Here is a 14,054-nt window from a genome sequence, read left to right as displayed (position 1 = left end):
TTTAAACAATGCTTTCCGGCCGAAGAACAAAACGGAAGGCATTGGGAAACTGTACAGATGGTGCACCATAAGTAAAACCAGCTTTCTCGAAGGCTCTGACAGAAGGTGTGTTATCCTGTTGCACCAATCCTTCCACAACCTGTATCCCTAGTCTGTCTTTTCTTAGAGCCGCAATACCTTTCTGTAGAACTGTGTGCCCAAGTCCTTTTCCCCTGAAGTTTTCAGCAATCAGATAGCTGATGATGGCTACATTATCTTCAATATCGAAACGGATATGGGCTGCCGGTTCACCTTCTAATTCTGCAATGTAAAGGATGCAATTTAAATCGGCAAGTTTAGTCTGAAACCAGATTTTATGTACTTCCAGAGGAATAGGCTCTTTGTTAAAGGAACGTATGCGCACAGCAGGATCGCTTGACCAATGGAAAAGCAACATCATATCATCCTGCCTTACCTCGCGCATCGCCAACTTGGCACTGAAGGAGAGCTGTGTGAAAAGCTGTTGCAGTCTTTCTATGCTGTTACCATCGAAAAACCTGCGTTGCTGCGTTACATATTGCTGATGTAGTGTTGGAGTGGCTGCAGGTTGTAAAGACGCTTTTAAGCCGGCATATGGTGTTGCAAGGGCTTCTTTTATCAGGAAATTATAAATACCTGCCTGGTTCTCGGCTGTCTGGTACAGGTATAGTATACCGCCTGCTGCGCAGTATTCGTAAGCCACACCGCTTGGAGATGTAACGGCTGCCTGGCAGCTTTGCATGAGTTTGCACATTTCTTCTGCCGATAAAGCCTGCTGTAGCTGGCATTTGCTGTTTTTTTTGAGCCAGGCCTGAAGTGCTGCCAGGTGCAGGTAAGCACTACCTACTACAATTTCAAGCTGTTCTATTGCCTCTATACTCGCTATTTCCCCGGCCAGTTGTAAAGTTACGTTATTCGGATCTGCACCACCCATATTCAACAGCAGGCGCAACTTACCTGTCGGGTAAGTATAGGCCTCTTTCGCAGCATTGAGAAATGGCGCACGTAATAAAGCGTATTTTGGCCCCAGGTATAGCTTGGTATAAGGTGCTGTTGTATATGCTTCGGCGCGTATATCGCCAGCCTGATTTATGACGGCATCAGCTAAAAATTTATATTCATGAATGTCGTCTATGCAAACTAGCGCGGCACCTTTTAACTTAAGCTGAAGTTGATAATCAGTGTTAAAATGATAGCCGTCCAACACCACAATTTCTTCTTCCGATACATAGGCTGTCAGCTCATAAAGAAACCGATCTTCTGTGGGAGCACATTGCGGCAGCACGATTAAACCGTGGCATACCTTTCTGATCTTAGCCTCGAGCTCTTTGCCTGGCTCCTGAATAGCAAATACACATTCATACGCATCGCGTAACATATCAGCCAGTGCAAGCGAACGAACAACATGCCCTAAGCCAATCCTGCTGCTTCCGTCAGCACGGAATATAATGCGTGTTCTATTTTTCATAGCGGCTGCTTTTCCTGTAGAAACTTATATTTTAGCTCTGCCATCTTCCAGTCTGCTAGGGTATCTATGTCCTGGGCTTCAATATCTTCTAGCTCTAATGCTCCTGAATTGTCAGTGAACAGCTTACCGCTTTTGATAAAGCTCCTTACATGCAGCCAATAAAACTGCCCGGCATCATGGAAAGAAGGAGGCATATCCTGTGAACGTGAGTTAAGGTGTTCAGGCCAGTTCATGGCTACTTTGCTATCTTTAAGGCACAAGCTTCTCCAGATAGGATAACTATACCTGAGAACCGGAAACACAGTTTCGTACTTTTCCTTTTTCAGGAGTCGAAAACTTTCCCGTAAAGATTTTACCTGTAGCAAAGGTGCAGTAGGATAGAGGCAGCAGGCGTAGTCATAATAGCTGCCGGTCTGCTCGTACTTGTTTATGACTTCGGAAAGTACGTCAGCTGTTGTTGCAAAGTCGTCGGAAGTAGCAATACTTCGCATAAAAGGCACTCTTGCACCATAATGTTTACTAATGGCTGCTATTTCTGCATCATCAGTAGAAACCATTACTTCTTCAAAAAGGCCAGATGCTAATGCTGTCTCAATGGAGTAAGCAATAATTGGTTTGCCTAAAAAGTCCCGGATATTTTTGCGTGGTATACGTTTACTTCCACCACGAGCTGGTATAATGGCGATGCATTTCATTACTGCACAAAATCTTTTACCTTCTCTATCACAAAAGCCTGTTCGGCTTCGGTAAGGCCGGGGTACATGGGTAGGCTCAGGCATTCGGCATAGTAGGCTTCAGCTGCCGGGAAATCGCCTTTCCGGTAGCCTTGTTTTTGATAATAAGGCATGGTATGTGCCGGTATGTAATGCACCTGTGCAAAAATGTTGTGCCGCCGCAGATAGTCGTACAAGCCTTTGCGGTTCTTTACCCGGATCACATACAGGTGATAAGCATGGCCGGTTTCTTTATTATGAAGAGCGGCTTTATCGGTAGCCAGTATTTCTATGCCTGCTGTAGCTGCAAAGGCAGCATCGTATGTTTTGGCAATTTCTTTTCTTCTTGCCATGCCCGCATCTGCTTTTTTCAACTGAGAAATGCCCAGCGCGCACAGCATATCCGGTATACGATAATTGTATCCGAGCTCCTGCATTTCCATATACCATCCGCCGTGGTTTTCTTCCATCAGCTCCGGATCTCGGGTAATACCGTGGGTGCGGTAAAGCAGAAGCTTCTTATAAAGCTCTTCGTTATTGGTCGTGACCATGCCGCCTTCTCCGGTTGCTATATGCTTTACCGGGTGAAAAGAGAAAATAGAAAGATCGGCAAACTTTCCATTGCCACAGAACTGCTTTTCTCCTGCGCTATCAAAGAAGTAACCACCGGGGGCATGGGCTGCGTCTTCAATTACCCATAAACCGAATTCGTCTGCCAATTTTCTGTATGCCTCCAGGTTTACAGGGTTGCCTGCAAAGGTAACGGGTATAAGGCCACTGTAGTAGCCCTCAGGCTTGCTCTCCAGTAGTTCCCGTACCTTGACAATGTCCAGCAACGCCGTTCCTGGATCAATGTCGGCAAACTCCACCGTTCCTCCGCAATACCGGATGCAGTTAGCTGAAGCCACGAAGGTAATGGGTGTCGTGATAACTCTGGAACTCTCTTTTACATCCAGTGCCAAAGCGCAAAGATGCAATGCTGCCGTACCGTTGGCTACAGCCACCGCGTATTGAGCTCCCACATACTGCGCAAAAGCCTGTTCAAACGCAGCTACCTTTGGCCCCTGTGTCAGGTAATCCGACTGCAGGGTTTCTATCACAGCCTCTATGTCCTCCCGGGTAATGTGCTGGCGGCCGTAAGGGATAACAGGGAAGTCCGGAGTTCTGAGTTCTGAATTCTGGGGCATTTTAAAATAATTATAAATTATGAATTAGAAATTATGAATGGGGCGGAGATAAAAAGGATACCCGTGGTAAGTGCGCTCATACATGATTATTCCTTATCAGACCCCGCGCAGGAGGCATTCCTGGTTCTTTCAGTAGTTGATATGTATGTACAGCAGTGGCGAAAATATTACCGGCTACAAAGGCTTGTTCAAAGTTTCCAGGAAGCATGACTTCTAATTTTTAATTCATAATTCCCGAAATTTACACTGTGAAATTCGGGTCTACGTGTTTCCTGATCTGCTCACGCAGTTGCGCTACTGTCAGCCAATCGGTATTGGTACCAGAGTTATACTTAAAGCCCATTTCCACCATTTTACCATGATGTGCCTTCAGAAATTCCTCAATGCTCCAGGTGGGTGTGGAGGGTAAGATTACATAATTGTTCTCCAGCTCTACCGTGTTCAGTGAATCGGTTTCGGTGATCATTTCTTCGTGCAGTTTCTCGCCTGGCCGTATGCCTACTTCTTCCTGCCTGCAATCCGGGCCAATGGCCTCTGCTACATCTGTAATGCGGTAAGATGGAATTTTAGGTACAAATATTTCGCCACCCCAGTGTTTCTCCAGTGCATGAAAAACCAGCTCTACACCTTCTTCCAGAGAGATATTAAAACGGGTCATGTCGGGGTGAGTGATCGGGAGAACCCCATCTTTACGTTTGCTCAAGAAGAAAGGAACCACAGAGCCCCTGGAGCCGATCACGTTGCCATAGCGCACAACAGAGAAACGGATATCCCGCTTGCCTTTCATGTTGTTAGCCGCTACAAACAGTTTGTCGGAGCAGAGCTTAGTGGCGCCATACAGGTTAATTGGAGCCGCAGCCTTGTCAGTTGAAAGCGCCACCACATCTTTTACTCCACAATCAAGCGCTGCATTGATAACATTTTCAGCGCCCAGCACATTGGTTTTGATGCACTCCATGGGGTTATACTCGGCAGCGGGCACCTGCTTAAGCGCAGCAGCATGCACAATGATATCAATTCCTTCACAGGCGCGTTTAAAACGCTCCCCATCGCGCACATCACCTATAAAAAAGCGGATGGAATTGTATTTGCTGTGCGGAAATACCTGCGACATTTCAAACTGTTTCAGTTCGTCGCGGGAGTAAATAACAAGGCGCTTCACCTGCGGGAAACGCTCATATACCATTTGTATAAATTTTTTGCCGAACGAACCTGTGCCGCCTGTTACTAATATAGATTTATGATTAAGATCTAATGCCATTCTGATATTTTATGCTTCATACAAAGGCAGCCTAAAGGTCACCCGAATTTTAGTGCAAGTTACGCAAATTATAGGCGAAACGGAATCCTGCCGGTCTACTCCTTATCCACCAGTTGCTGTATAACAGCTGCCAGTTCTCCTGCTAATCCTCTTCGGGAGTACTGGGCGTGATTCATGAAAGGGAGGTCCAGGTTCGGGTTTATTTTCCAGGCCTTGCTCATCTGGGTCATGTGGTCCAGCATAAGGTCGTAGGCTGTATAATGGAAAAGCCGGCCTGCGCCGCATTCGTCAATTATCCGGTCGGCATCGGAATGGACGGGGCCGAGGCAAACTATAGGCTTGTTAGAGGCCAGGTATTCAAACAGCTTGCCCGGCACGTTGGCATATACAGTGGCAACATCAGCAATTGCCAACAGTAATATAGTGCTTTCCATCAAATACTTAATGGCTTCCTGATGCGGTACATACGGTATAAACTCGGTGATGCCCAGCACACCTGCTTTTTCTATCCGTTGTTTTACCCCATCCGATACCTTGCCTACAAAACGAAGCTTATAGTTGATCTCGCTATGAGCCGACATCAGGTGAGCGAGCACCTTCAGAAAAACATCTATGTTGTAGTTCTCCGTCATGGTGCCGGTATAGGTAATCAGGAAGGTATCGGCTGGGGCTGTTGATTGAAATACAAAATCATCTTCGTCGTATCCGTTTGGAATAACGAAAATTTTGTTTGGGTCGATCGCTACCGGCTTGTTCAGGAACAAGCGTTTGGTGTCTTCGCTGGTAACAATAACAGCATCAGCCTGCTCCAGTACCTGTAATTCATATTGCTTGTCGATGCGCTTGGCCAGAGCCGTATGATACAGTTGATCGTAGTAATGAATATTCGTCCAGGGGTCGCGAAGATCGGCTACCCAGGGTAAATGGTACTTTTTCTTGAGTTTCAGGCCGATTAACTGCGTAGAGTGTGGTGGACTGGTGGTTAGTATGGCCTGGTATTTATTCGCCTGCAGTAATTCCTCCGCCTTTTTCAGGGCATGTTTGTTCCAGCCTACACGGGCATCGGGAATAAAAAGATTGCCACGTACAAATTTAAATACTTTGTCTACGAATGAGTCTGCTTTTTCCTGGTTGGCAAAACCACTATAAGGAATTTCCTTTTTGCCGGATAGCTTTTTGTAGTACTCAAATGGTTCTGAGGTGGGAGTGCGGTATACCTCCAGGCCTGCCGGCACCTCTTTCTCAAAAGTCGGGTCCAGGAGCGGGTAAGAGGCCTGCTGCTCATCCACCGTTAAAATGGCCGGCTGCACGCCGAGCTCAGGCAGGTACTTGGCAAATTTTAGTCCACGCTGCACGCCGGGGCCACCGGAGGGGGGCCAGTAATAAGATATATATAATAAATTTAAGTTGCTGTTGTTTATCAAAGCTGTCCTGTTTAAGCCTGTTTTTCAAAGATAGAAATTTTCTCGCAGTTTAGAATTTACGGGCAGGCGCTCCTGCTGTTGTGTCTCATTTTATAAGTGGCCGATGTGGCAGCAAAAAGTAAACCGCTAATTCTCGCCCCTGATTCATAAATCATCTTCTATTATTCGTAAATAAACCAGATTATACTTATTTTTGTAGGTAAACCCAGAAAAAGAGATGTTTGATAATTTAAGTAACAAGTTAGATCGTGCCTTTAAAACACTGAAAGGGCAGGGGAGCATTACCGAAATTAACGTTGCGCAAACTATAAAAGAGGTACGTCGTGCCTTGGTAGACGCGGACGTAAACTATAAAGTAGCCAAAACAGTAACCGACAAGATTAAAGACGAAGCCATGGGGCGGGATGTGCTTATCTCGGTTTCTCCGGGGCAGCTGATGGTGAAGATTGTGCATGAGGAGCTGACCGAACTGATGGGTGGTGAAAAGAAAGACATCAACCTGAAAGGCGACCCTGCTATTATTCTGATTGCTGGTCTGCAAGGTTCTGGTAAAACAACTTTTACAGGTAAGCTGGCAAACCTGATCAAAAAACAAGGCCGTAATGTGTTGGTGGCTGCCTGCGACGTATACCGTCCGGCTGCGATCAATCAGCTGAAGGTGCTGGCAGAGCAGGTAGGCGTAGAAGCCTATACTGAGATGGAGAACAAGAATCCGGTTCAGATTGCTCTTAATGCTATTGAGCATGCCAGGAAAACCAATAAGAAAGTAGTGATCATCGATACCGCCGGTCGTTTGGCCGTGGACGAGGCGATGATGAAAGAAATTGCCGAAATAAAGGCTGCTGTGAAGCCAACGGAAACGCTGTTCGTGGTTGACTCCATGACAGGGCAGGATGCGGTGAATACAGCCAAAACCTTTAATGACCGCATCAACTTTGATGGCGTTGTTTTAACGAAACTGGATGGCGACTCACGTGGTGGAGCTGCTCTTTCTATTCGTGCCGTTGTGGAAAAGCCAATCAAGTTTATCTCTACAGGTGAGAAAATGGAAGCGCTTGACCTGTTCTACCCGGATCGTATGGCACAGCGTATCCTGGGTATGGGTGACGTAATTTCCCTGGTTGAGCGTGCGCAGCAGGCCTTCGACGAAGAAGAGGCGAAGCGTATTAATAAGAAAATCCGCAAAAACCAATTCAACTTCGACGACTTCCTTACACAGCTGGAGCAAATCAAAAAGATGGGTGACATCAAAGACCTGGTAGGTATGATTCCGGGTGTTGGTAAAGCCCTGAAGGATGTAGAAATTGACGAAAATGCTTTTAAGCCTATTGAGGCCATTATCAAGTCGATGACGCCACAGGAACGTGAGAACCCGGATATGATAAATGGTAGCCGTCGTGCCCGTATTGCCAAAGGTAGCGGAACAGATGTGCAGCAGGTTAACAACCTGATGAAGCAGTTCAACGACATGCGTAAAATGATGCGCTCTATGAACAAAATGGCTGGCAAGCGCGGTGGCTTAGGCAACCTGGCAAAAATGATGGGGAAATAAACACTTGTTAACAGTCTTCAAGCAAAAGGGCGGTGCAGATATGCGCCGCCCTTTTGCTTTTTATGATTGAAAAGCCAGACTTTCTAACTCCTGTTCCAGCAGGGTGATAACCTGCTGCCCCTGCAGGGCCATTTTCTTTATGAGCACATCCAGTTGCTCTGTCTTTTTATGGGTCACCATAGCAGAAGCCTCTTCGATGGTATCTAAAAGTGGTTGCACATTAATTACAGACATGCTGTCACTTAATTCTGTTAAACATTGCTGCAGGTCATTCCACTCCTGTTGCTCGTAGTGGCTGTTGATCTGTGCAATCGCTTCTGAAGTGCCTTTTACATACATCGTCAGAATCTCTTCCAGGAAAGATGAGTTGGAGCCCGCCATGTCTCTTAGAATACCAAGTTGTAATGTAATTGTACTGCCGCTGTCAGCTAGGGGCTGCTGCTCGCTTTGGGTAAGTTTAAGTATGGCCTGGTATAAATGGGCGGGGTTAAAAGGCTTGGAGAGGTGTGTATTTGCTCCCGCCTCGATGCATTTATCTATCTCTACCGCACTGGCATGGGCAGTAAGGGCAATGATAGGTGTATGCGCCCCTTCTCCACCAGAATTACGAATCCGGCGTATTGCTTCGTAACCATCCATTTCAGGCATCTGCATGTCCATCAGGATCAGGTCGTACTGCAATTGGTGAAAGCATTCCATTGCCTGCACCCCGTTCGACACTATTTCACACCTGATCCCCCAATCCGACAGAACCTTATTGAGCAAGAGCTGATTGATTTCATTATCTTCTGCCAGAAGAACCTTCAGATGTCCTAAATTCTTTTCATCATATTCGGCTTCCGGAGCGGCAACAAGCTGTTGGTCTTCTTTTTTCTTGAAGGGCAGGGTAAAGGTAAAGGCACTGCCTACATTCGGCTGGCTCCAAACGGCAATATTACCGCCCTGTAGTTCTACCAGGCTTTTAGAGATTGTAAGCCCTAGCCCTGTGCCGCCGTATTTGCGGGAAGTATCGTTACTGCCCTGGTTAAAGCTTTCAAAAATAGCCTGTAGCTTTTCCTGTGGAATACCGATGCCGGTATCTTCCACTTTAAATTTTAAAACAACTTCGTTTTCAGTTTCTGATTCGGCAGATGCAGAAAGGCTGATACTGCCGGATTGCGTAAACTTAGAAGCGTTCCCTACCAAGTTAATGATGATCTGCTTTAAACGCACCGGATCTCCCACCAGGTCTGGGGGAACCGTGGGCGCAAGTGAAACATTAAAAATGTTGTTCTTCTCTTTTACCCGCACATCCATTAAAGCAGTTACTTCATCGAACAACTGGGGTAAATTAAAATCTATGTATTCGAAAGTGAATTTCTGAGCCGAAATCTTGGAGAAGTCAAGTAGGTCGTTGATAATATGCATCAACGTATCTGCTGAAGTCTGAATGGCTTTCAGATATTTTCGCTGATCTTCTGCCAGGGCTGTTTTCTGAAGTACTGATGCCAGACCAATTATTCCGTTCATAGGAGTACGGATCTCATGGCTGATGTTAGCTATGAACTGCTCTTTGGTGCGTACAGACTCCTCTGCCAGTTCTTTGGCTTTGGTTAACTCCTGTTCGTGCAGAATGCTTTCGGTTACATCAAAGGCAAATCCTATAACACTCACAATCTCCTGCTTTTCATTTGAAATGGGCAGGTACTGCGATTTGAAAAAGTATCCGTTCGTTTCTGTCACAGATTCAACCCGTTCACCTTTAAAAGCTCTCTCGAACTTTTCAATCAGGTGCGGGTACCTGGCACAGGCGTCGTAAATAGATAAGCCCATTACTTTTTCTGCTGGCAAGCCAATCAGCTCAAGACCAAGGCCACTGGCAAAGCTTATTATTTTGTCCTGATTTATGCGCCAGAAATTAATAGGAGTATTGGACACCACAAACTCAAACTGCTGCTGCGTAGTCCGGAGCTTTTCCTCTGCCTGCCGTTTGTCCTGTTCTACTTTATGAAGCCGGATAGCTGTTTTTATACTATGGTAAATGCCCTCCGGGGTTAGTAAACTTTTAGGAATATAGTCAGATGCTCCTTGTCGGATAGCTTTGGCGGCCAACTGCTCATCACCATGCGAAGTTACTACCAGAACGGGAGCCAGTATACCCATTTCTCGTATCTGCTCCAGCAACTCTAGCCCGTCCATGTCTGGTAGTTTAAAGTCAAGAAAAATACAGTCGAAGGACTCTTTTCTCAGGAGTTCCAAGCTACAGGAAGCCGTTTCGGCAGTAAAAATTTCAGCAGATATAGAAGTTTTCCTTAAGGAGCGCCTGATAGACATTCTATCCACCTCATCATCATCGATGATAAGTATGCGAAGCAGTTCGTTTAGTTCTTCTACCATATTTGTGAAAGTAGGCACAGGCAAAGATCAATTAGGGTTGGAGAGTGCGCAGATCAGTTAAGTTCGAAAAAGATATAGTTGTCAGGTCGCTTCAGGGGCGCTCGCATAGCTTCCAATAACTATTAAGTGTAGCTACCGAAGTAATAAATTTTTCGAATGAGAGAGGTTTAAGTATATAACCTGCCACATTCAGATTGTAAGCATTTATTTTATCGCTGTCTTCATTAGAGGTTGTCATAACAAAAACGCTGGCACTTTTAAAGTCATCGTCTTGGCGGAGCTCTTTTAAAAACTCTATGCCATTCATCTTAGGCATATTAATATCTAGGATAATAATATGTGGGAAAGGCACCATGCCGGATTTAAGCATCTCAAGCGCTTCCAGGCCATTTCGGGCTATAAATAACGGGTTGGTGATGCTGTTTTTTTTGAAGGCGCGTTGCACATTCATGATATCTACCTCATCGTCTTCAACGAGCAGAACGTTCACTAATTTTTCAATCATATGAATGAGTCGTTTGTTTTCAGTTTAACTTAGGCCATGTAAATGAAACTGTTAATCCTCCAGCTTCATTATTTTCAGCTTCAATTTTTCCACCGGCAAAGTCTACTATCTTTTTAGAAATCGCCAGTCCTGCACCGCTGGTCTCAACTTTATCTTTAGGAGCAACAGTGTAAAATATTTTAAAGATTTTGGGGAGAGCCTCTGCCGGTACGCCTCCTCCATTATCTGCTATTGTAAATCTATAAAAATCGCCCAGTTCCTGCAGGCTTAGCGTTACTTCTGTCTGAGGCACGTTGCTATGCAAGGCCACATTCAGCAATAAGTTATTTATAATTGCCCGTAGCTTTAATTTATAAGTCTCTATTACGGGCAGTGCGTCAGTCAGATTCAAGGTAAGCTTACCTGGTTCAGGTAAAGAGGCAAGCACATCATCAACTAAAGCTTTTATGTCTGTTGGGAGTATGTCCAAATCCTGGCTGGTTACCCTTGAGTAGGTAAGTAACGATTCGATCATGCGTTCCAGGCGCACGGCACGGTTTCGAAGCAGGTGCATGTTCTGCTGCACATCTCCCGGAATATTCTCTCCTAAATCTTCTTCTATCCATACCGATAGATTTGAAATAGCGCGAATAGGAGCTTTCAGGTCATGAGAGATGATGTAAGCAAATTCATTGAATTCGCTTTGTAACTCTTCCAGCTTCTCCTCACAATTAAAATCCTGGTTCATTGGCAGATTTATAGGGTAGTGGCAAATTCGTTCTCTTTTGTAAGAACCATTTCAATTGGCCAGCTAAAAGTAAAGCGGCAGCCTTTTCCTTCTTCCGAGTCTAAACGTATCTGACCGCCTTTCTCATCAATTATTTTTTTAACGATAGCCAATCCTATTCCGGTACTTTCCTTTGTGTCGCGTGCTTCCATAGTTTGGAAAACACCAAACACCTTGTTATGAAATTCCTTAGGAATACCAGGGCCATTGTCTTCTACATAAAACTCAACCCAATTGTTAAGGGTATGGCAGCCAATTTTTACTTGAGGCACAGGCTTATCGTTGTACTTGATGGCGTTGCTGATAAAGTTTGTGAATACCTGTTCCAGTAAAATCTTTTCTGTAGTTAACCTGGGCAGGCTATTTTCAATTTCAATAGATACTGCCGAATTACAAACAACAGAGTCTTTTATTTCAGAAATGAGCTGCTGTACTTCAAAGGTTGTCTTAGGTAGCTTTTTTCTGCCAATTTTAGAATAGTCTAAGATGCCGTTGATCAGGTTCTCCATCCGTAGTACACGCCCGCGCATCAGTTCCAGGTTTCGCTGAATATCAGGGTCAGGATCTGTGAGATCCTCCTGTATCCACTCTGCCAGGTTATTTATGGCACGAAGCGGGGCTTTCAGATCGTGCGATACAACATAGGCAAACTGATCCAGCTCACGGTTCATTTTCTGAAGATCCGTAAAACTGGTATTGAGCCTGTCGGCCATGGTATTAAGAGAATCCGTTACTTTGCTTATTTCATCCTGGCTGTTATCGCTGATTTTGACGTTAAAATGACCGTTTGCCACTTCGCCTGCCATTGCAACCATTGCTTTAAGCCTATTGCTGATCGTATTGCCCAGGGTAATGATAACAGCTAACCCAATCAGTATACTGCCGATGGTAAGCATAATGGCCAGATTCCGGGTGAAGCGGAGAGTGGCATTCATATCCTGTAGGTTTTGTTTTTTGAGCATCTGTTCCCGCTCATCAAAACCTGCAATCAACTGCCGGATATGATCGATTATTTTTTTACCGGCACCTGATTTTATCCGGTCTTCAAGAAACTCCTGGTAAGCTTGCTTTGCATTAGCTGATTTTAAGGCTGCACGCTGCAGGGTAATAGAAGGCTCAGAAAAGGTAGCCTGCCACTCAGCATAACTTGAATCGATCTTTGCCAGTTGTTTCAGCTGCTCCTGGTCTTTGATAAGTTGTTTCAGTTCAGCCATTCGCATGTCAAATTCCAGTAAGCCCTTGTAATAAGGGTCCAGGAAAGCCTCGTTGTCTGATATCTGAAAACCTCTTAAACCGGTTTCGCTATCTACAATAGCTTTCTCCAATCCTTCAGAGACACGAAGCACCTCTGTAGAATTAATAGCGGCCTGAGTATCCTTGTCTATTTCTTTTGATTGTCGGATAAAAGAAACTGTTACAAAGGTGAAAACAACAAGAATAAACCCAAAAGCTAAATAGATTTTGGTTAAAAGATTCAAGTTTATGGTTTATAAATTGTATTTAATTAATAAATGATAAAGCTGTTTTTAGTTTTATCATAGTAATAAAATGCAATTTATGTGTTTGTTTGTATAAAACAATGTGCTTGAATGAATTAAATTAATAATCGGCTTTGTCAAGCTTGCTTTCCCACGCTCTAAACCCTTCCAGTGCCTCCTTGTGCAGGAGTTGCTCCATCGGTATAGTTCTTTCGGGCAGGTCTTTCTCTATCTCCTGGTAGATAAAGTGATCGTCGAATCCAATATGGGCTGCATCGGCTTTTGTATTGCCGTAATATACTTTTTTTGGACGCGCCCAGTATATGGCTCCCAGGCACATAGGGCACGGTTCGCAACTGGTGTAGAGTTCACAGTCGGTTAATTGGTGCGAATTAAGGACTTTACAGGCTTTTCGGATTGCATCTACCTCGGCATGGGCTGTTGGGTCGTTGGAAGAGGTGACGTTGTTGTAGCCTCTTGCAATAATCTCACCATGGCGAACCACAACGGCTCCAAAAGGGCCTCCGAAGCCAGCCTCCATCTTCTCGATAGACAGCCTGATTGCCTCGCGCATAAAATCTTCTTTCGTTTTCATGTATTTACTTCCTGCTAAAATTCCAGTATCTTTCGTAAGGTAATTAGAAAATGTGTTTTATATAAATAGTGGAAAATTTATATTCAATACGTAAGTCTGAAGTTGATATATTAAAATAACGTTAAATCAATGGCTGCTTTTCTACTTTTGCTGATCATGATCTTTTCAAGTAAAACTCATGTAATAACGGGTTATGCTGCAAACGAACCCACCGCTGTTTCAGCCGCTTTGCCTGATACCCTTACGCAGCTTTCGAAAGTATGGGTTTTGCGTGAACGCCTGCAATACCATCAGGAAAATCTAAAATCTGCTGAGGGAGTACCAGAGCTGGAGTTAATATTTTTCCCAAACAACAGTTACCAGATAACCCGTTTAAATCCAGCCCCGAATGCATTTAATGGCAAAGAGGTTACAGAAACCGGCATTTGGAAACTGGAAGAAGACGGGCATATTTCGGTGCAGGTGAAAGGTGTTGACGGCAGAGCCATTCAGACTGCAAAGCTTTACCGCTGGCACCTGGTAAATTTGCAAGCCGATAAACTGGTACTGAAACAGATCGCCAACAGCGAGTACCTGGTGTTTGAGAAAAAGCATAAATAGCAGCTAAAAGCCGGCGCTTGGAGGTAATGGCCGCAGGTTAAACTTAGCTAAAAATCTATCGTACAAAAGAATACATAATGGGTTTATTTTACAGGCCGATTGCCTGCTTAA

The 14,054-nt window shown here is 44.8% G+C and carries 12 protein-coding genes; 2 read left to right on the top strand and 10 right to left on the bottom strand.

Going from position 1 to position 14,054, the window contains the following annotated elements:
* Nucleotide 1 precedes the first annotated feature (1 nt).
* From pseG to C1N53_RS11825, 5 genes are all read right to left on the bottom strand, one after another.
* Nucleotides 2-1,486, bottom strand: coding sequence for a UDP-2,4-diacetamido-2,4,6-trideoxy-beta-L-altropyranose hydrolase (gene pseG / locus C1N53_RS11845; protein WP_137759511.1), 1,485 nt, complete (start codon nucleotides 1,484-1,486; stop codon nucleotides 2-4).
* A complete protein-coding gene (gene pseF / locus C1N53_RS11840; protein ID WP_137759510.1) occupies nucleotides 1,483-2,181 on the bottom strand; it encodes a pseudaminic acid cytidylyltransferase in 699 nt (232 codons plus the stop codon). Before pseF ends, pseG begins: the two co-directional genes overlap by 4 nt.
* The gene (gene pseC / locus C1N53_RS11835; RefSeq protein ID WP_137759509.1) at nucleotides 2,181-3,386 is read right to left on the bottom strand and encodes a UDP-4-amino-4,6-dideoxy-N-acetyl-beta-L-altrosamine transaminase; all 1,206 of its coding nucleotides are present in this window, start codon (nucleotides 3,384-3,386) and stop codon (nucleotides 2,181-2,183) included. Before pseC ends, pseF begins: the two co-directional genes overlap by 1 nt.
* 241 nt (nucleotides 3,387-3,627) lie before the next feature.
* The gene (pseB, locus tag C1N53_RS11830; RefSeq protein WP_137759508.1) at nucleotides 3,628-4,647 is read right to left on the bottom strand and encodes a UDP-N-acetylglucosamine 4,6-dehydratase (inverting); all 1,020 of its coding nucleotides are present in this window, start codon (nucleotides 4,645-4,647) and stop codon (nucleotides 3,628-3,630) included.
* 95 nt (nucleotides 4,648-4,742) lie between these two features.
* Nucleotides 4,743-6,071, bottom strand: coding sequence for a glycosyltransferase family 4 protein (locus tag C1N53_RS11825; RefSeq protein WP_137759507.1), 1,329 nt, complete (start codon nucleotides 6,069-6,071; stop codon nucleotides 4,743-4,745).
* 217 nt (nucleotides 6,072-6,288) lie between these two features.
* Between C1N53_RS11825 and ffh the strand changes: the two genes are divergently transcribed.
* Nucleotides 6,289-7,623 carry a signal recognition particle protein gene (gene ffh / locus C1N53_RS11820; RefSeq protein WP_137759506.1) on the top strand — a complete coding sequence of 445 codons (1,335 nt, stop codon included), beginning with the start codon at nucleotides 6,289-6,291 and terminating at the stop codon, nucleotides 7,621-7,623.
* 60 nt (nucleotides 7,624-7,683) lie between these two features.
* On the opposite strand, the gene C1N53_RS11815 is transcribed toward ffh, so the two are convergent.
* From C1N53_RS11815 to C1N53_RS11795, 5 genes are all read right to left on the bottom strand, one after another.
* Nucleotides 7,684-9,999 carry a response regulator gene (locus C1N53_RS11815; protein ID WP_137759505.1) on the bottom strand — a complete coding sequence of 772 codons (2,316 nt, stop codon included), beginning with the start codon at nucleotides 9,997-9,999 and terminating at the stop codon, nucleotides 7,684-7,686.
* Nucleotides 10,000-10,090: 91 nt separating this feature from the next.
* Nucleotides 10,091-10,504 (bottom strand): response regulator, encoded by a 414-nt coding sequence (locus tag C1N53_RS11810; RefSeq protein WP_137759504.1) that lies wholly within the window; start codon nucleotides 10,502-10,504, stop codon nucleotides 10,091-10,093.
* Nucleotides 10,505-10,523: 19 nt separating this feature from the next.
* Complete coding sequence (locus C1N53_RS11805; protein ID WP_137759503.1) at nucleotides 10,524-11,231, bottom strand: ATP-binding protein; 708 nt, start codon at nucleotides 11,229-11,231, stop codon at nucleotides 10,524-10,526.
* An 8-nt stretch (nucleotides 11,232-11,239) separates the two neighbouring features.
* Nucleotides 11,240-12,748: an ATP-binding protein gene (locus C1N53_RS11800; RefSeq protein WP_137759502.1), complete on the bottom strand. Its 1,509-nt coding sequence runs from the start codon at nucleotides 12,746-12,748 to the stop codon at nucleotides 11,240-11,242.
* A 121-nt stretch (nucleotides 12,749-12,869) separates the two neighbouring features.
* Nucleotides 12,870-13,343: a nucleoside deaminase gene (locus C1N53_RS11795; RefSeq protein ID WP_137759501.1), complete on the bottom strand. Its 474-nt coding sequence runs from the start codon at nucleotides 13,341-13,343 to the stop codon at nucleotides 12,870-12,872.
* Between the two features lie 129 nt (nucleotides 13,344-13,472).
* Here C1N53_RS11795 and C1N53_RS11790 point away from each other — a divergent pair, with 129 nt between their 5' ends.
* Nucleotides 13,473-13,943 carry a hypothetical protein gene (locus C1N53_RS11790; RefSeq protein ID WP_137759500.1) on the top strand — a complete coding sequence of 157 codons (471 nt, stop codon included), beginning with the start codon at nucleotides 13,473-13,475 and terminating at the stop codon, nucleotides 13,941-13,943.
* The last annotated feature ends 111 nt before the right edge of the window (nucleotides 13,944-14,054 follow it).

The organism is Pontibacter sp. SGAir0037 (assembly GCF_005491705.1).
In the GTDB taxonomy this organism is placed as follows: Bacteria; Bacteroidota; Bacteroidia; order Cytophagales; family Hymenobacteraceae; genus Pontibacter.
This window is presented reverse-complemented; position numbering and strand designations above follow the sequence as displayed.

Bases quoted from the DNA above. Each gene is read 5' to 3' on its own strand.
- C1N53_RS11810 (WP_137759504.1), bottom strand. From the start codon at position 10,504: ATGATTGAAAAATTAGTGAACGTTCTGCTCGTTGAAGACGATGAGGTA.
- pseB (WP_137759508.1), bottom strand. From the start codon at position 4,647: ATGGCATTAGATCTTAATCATAAATCTATATTAGTAACAGGCGGCACA.
- ffh (WP_137759506.1), top strand. From the start codon at position 6,289: ATGTTTGATAATTTAAGTAACAAGTTAGATCGTGCCTTTAAAACACTG.
- C1N53_RS11790 (WP_137759500.1), top strand. From the start codon at position 13,473: ATGGCTGCTTTTCTACTTTTGCTGATCATGATCTTTTCAAGTAAAACT.
- pseC (WP_137759509.1), bottom strand. From the start codon at position 3,386: ATGCCCCAGAATTCAGAACTCAGAACTCCGGACTTCCCTGTTATCCCT.
- C1N53_RS11795 (WP_137759501.1), bottom strand. From the start codon at position 13,343: ATGAAAACGAAAGAAGATTTTATGCGCGAGGCAATCAGGCTGTCTATC.
- C1N53_RS11805 (WP_137759503.1), bottom strand. From the start codon at position 11,231: ATGAACCAGGATTTTAATTGTGAGGAGAAGCTGGAAGAGTTACAAAGC.
- C1N53_RS11815 (WP_137759505.1), bottom strand. From the start codon at position 9,999: ATGGTAGAAGAACTAAACGAACTGCTTCGCATACTTATCATCGATGAT.
- pseG (WP_137759511.1), bottom strand. From the start codon at position 1,486: ATGAAAAATAGAACACGCATTATATTCCGTGCTGACGGAAGCAGCAGG.
- pseF (WP_137759510.1), bottom strand. From the start codon at position 2,181: ATGAAATGCATCGCCATTATACCAGCTCGTGGTGGAAGTAAACGTATA.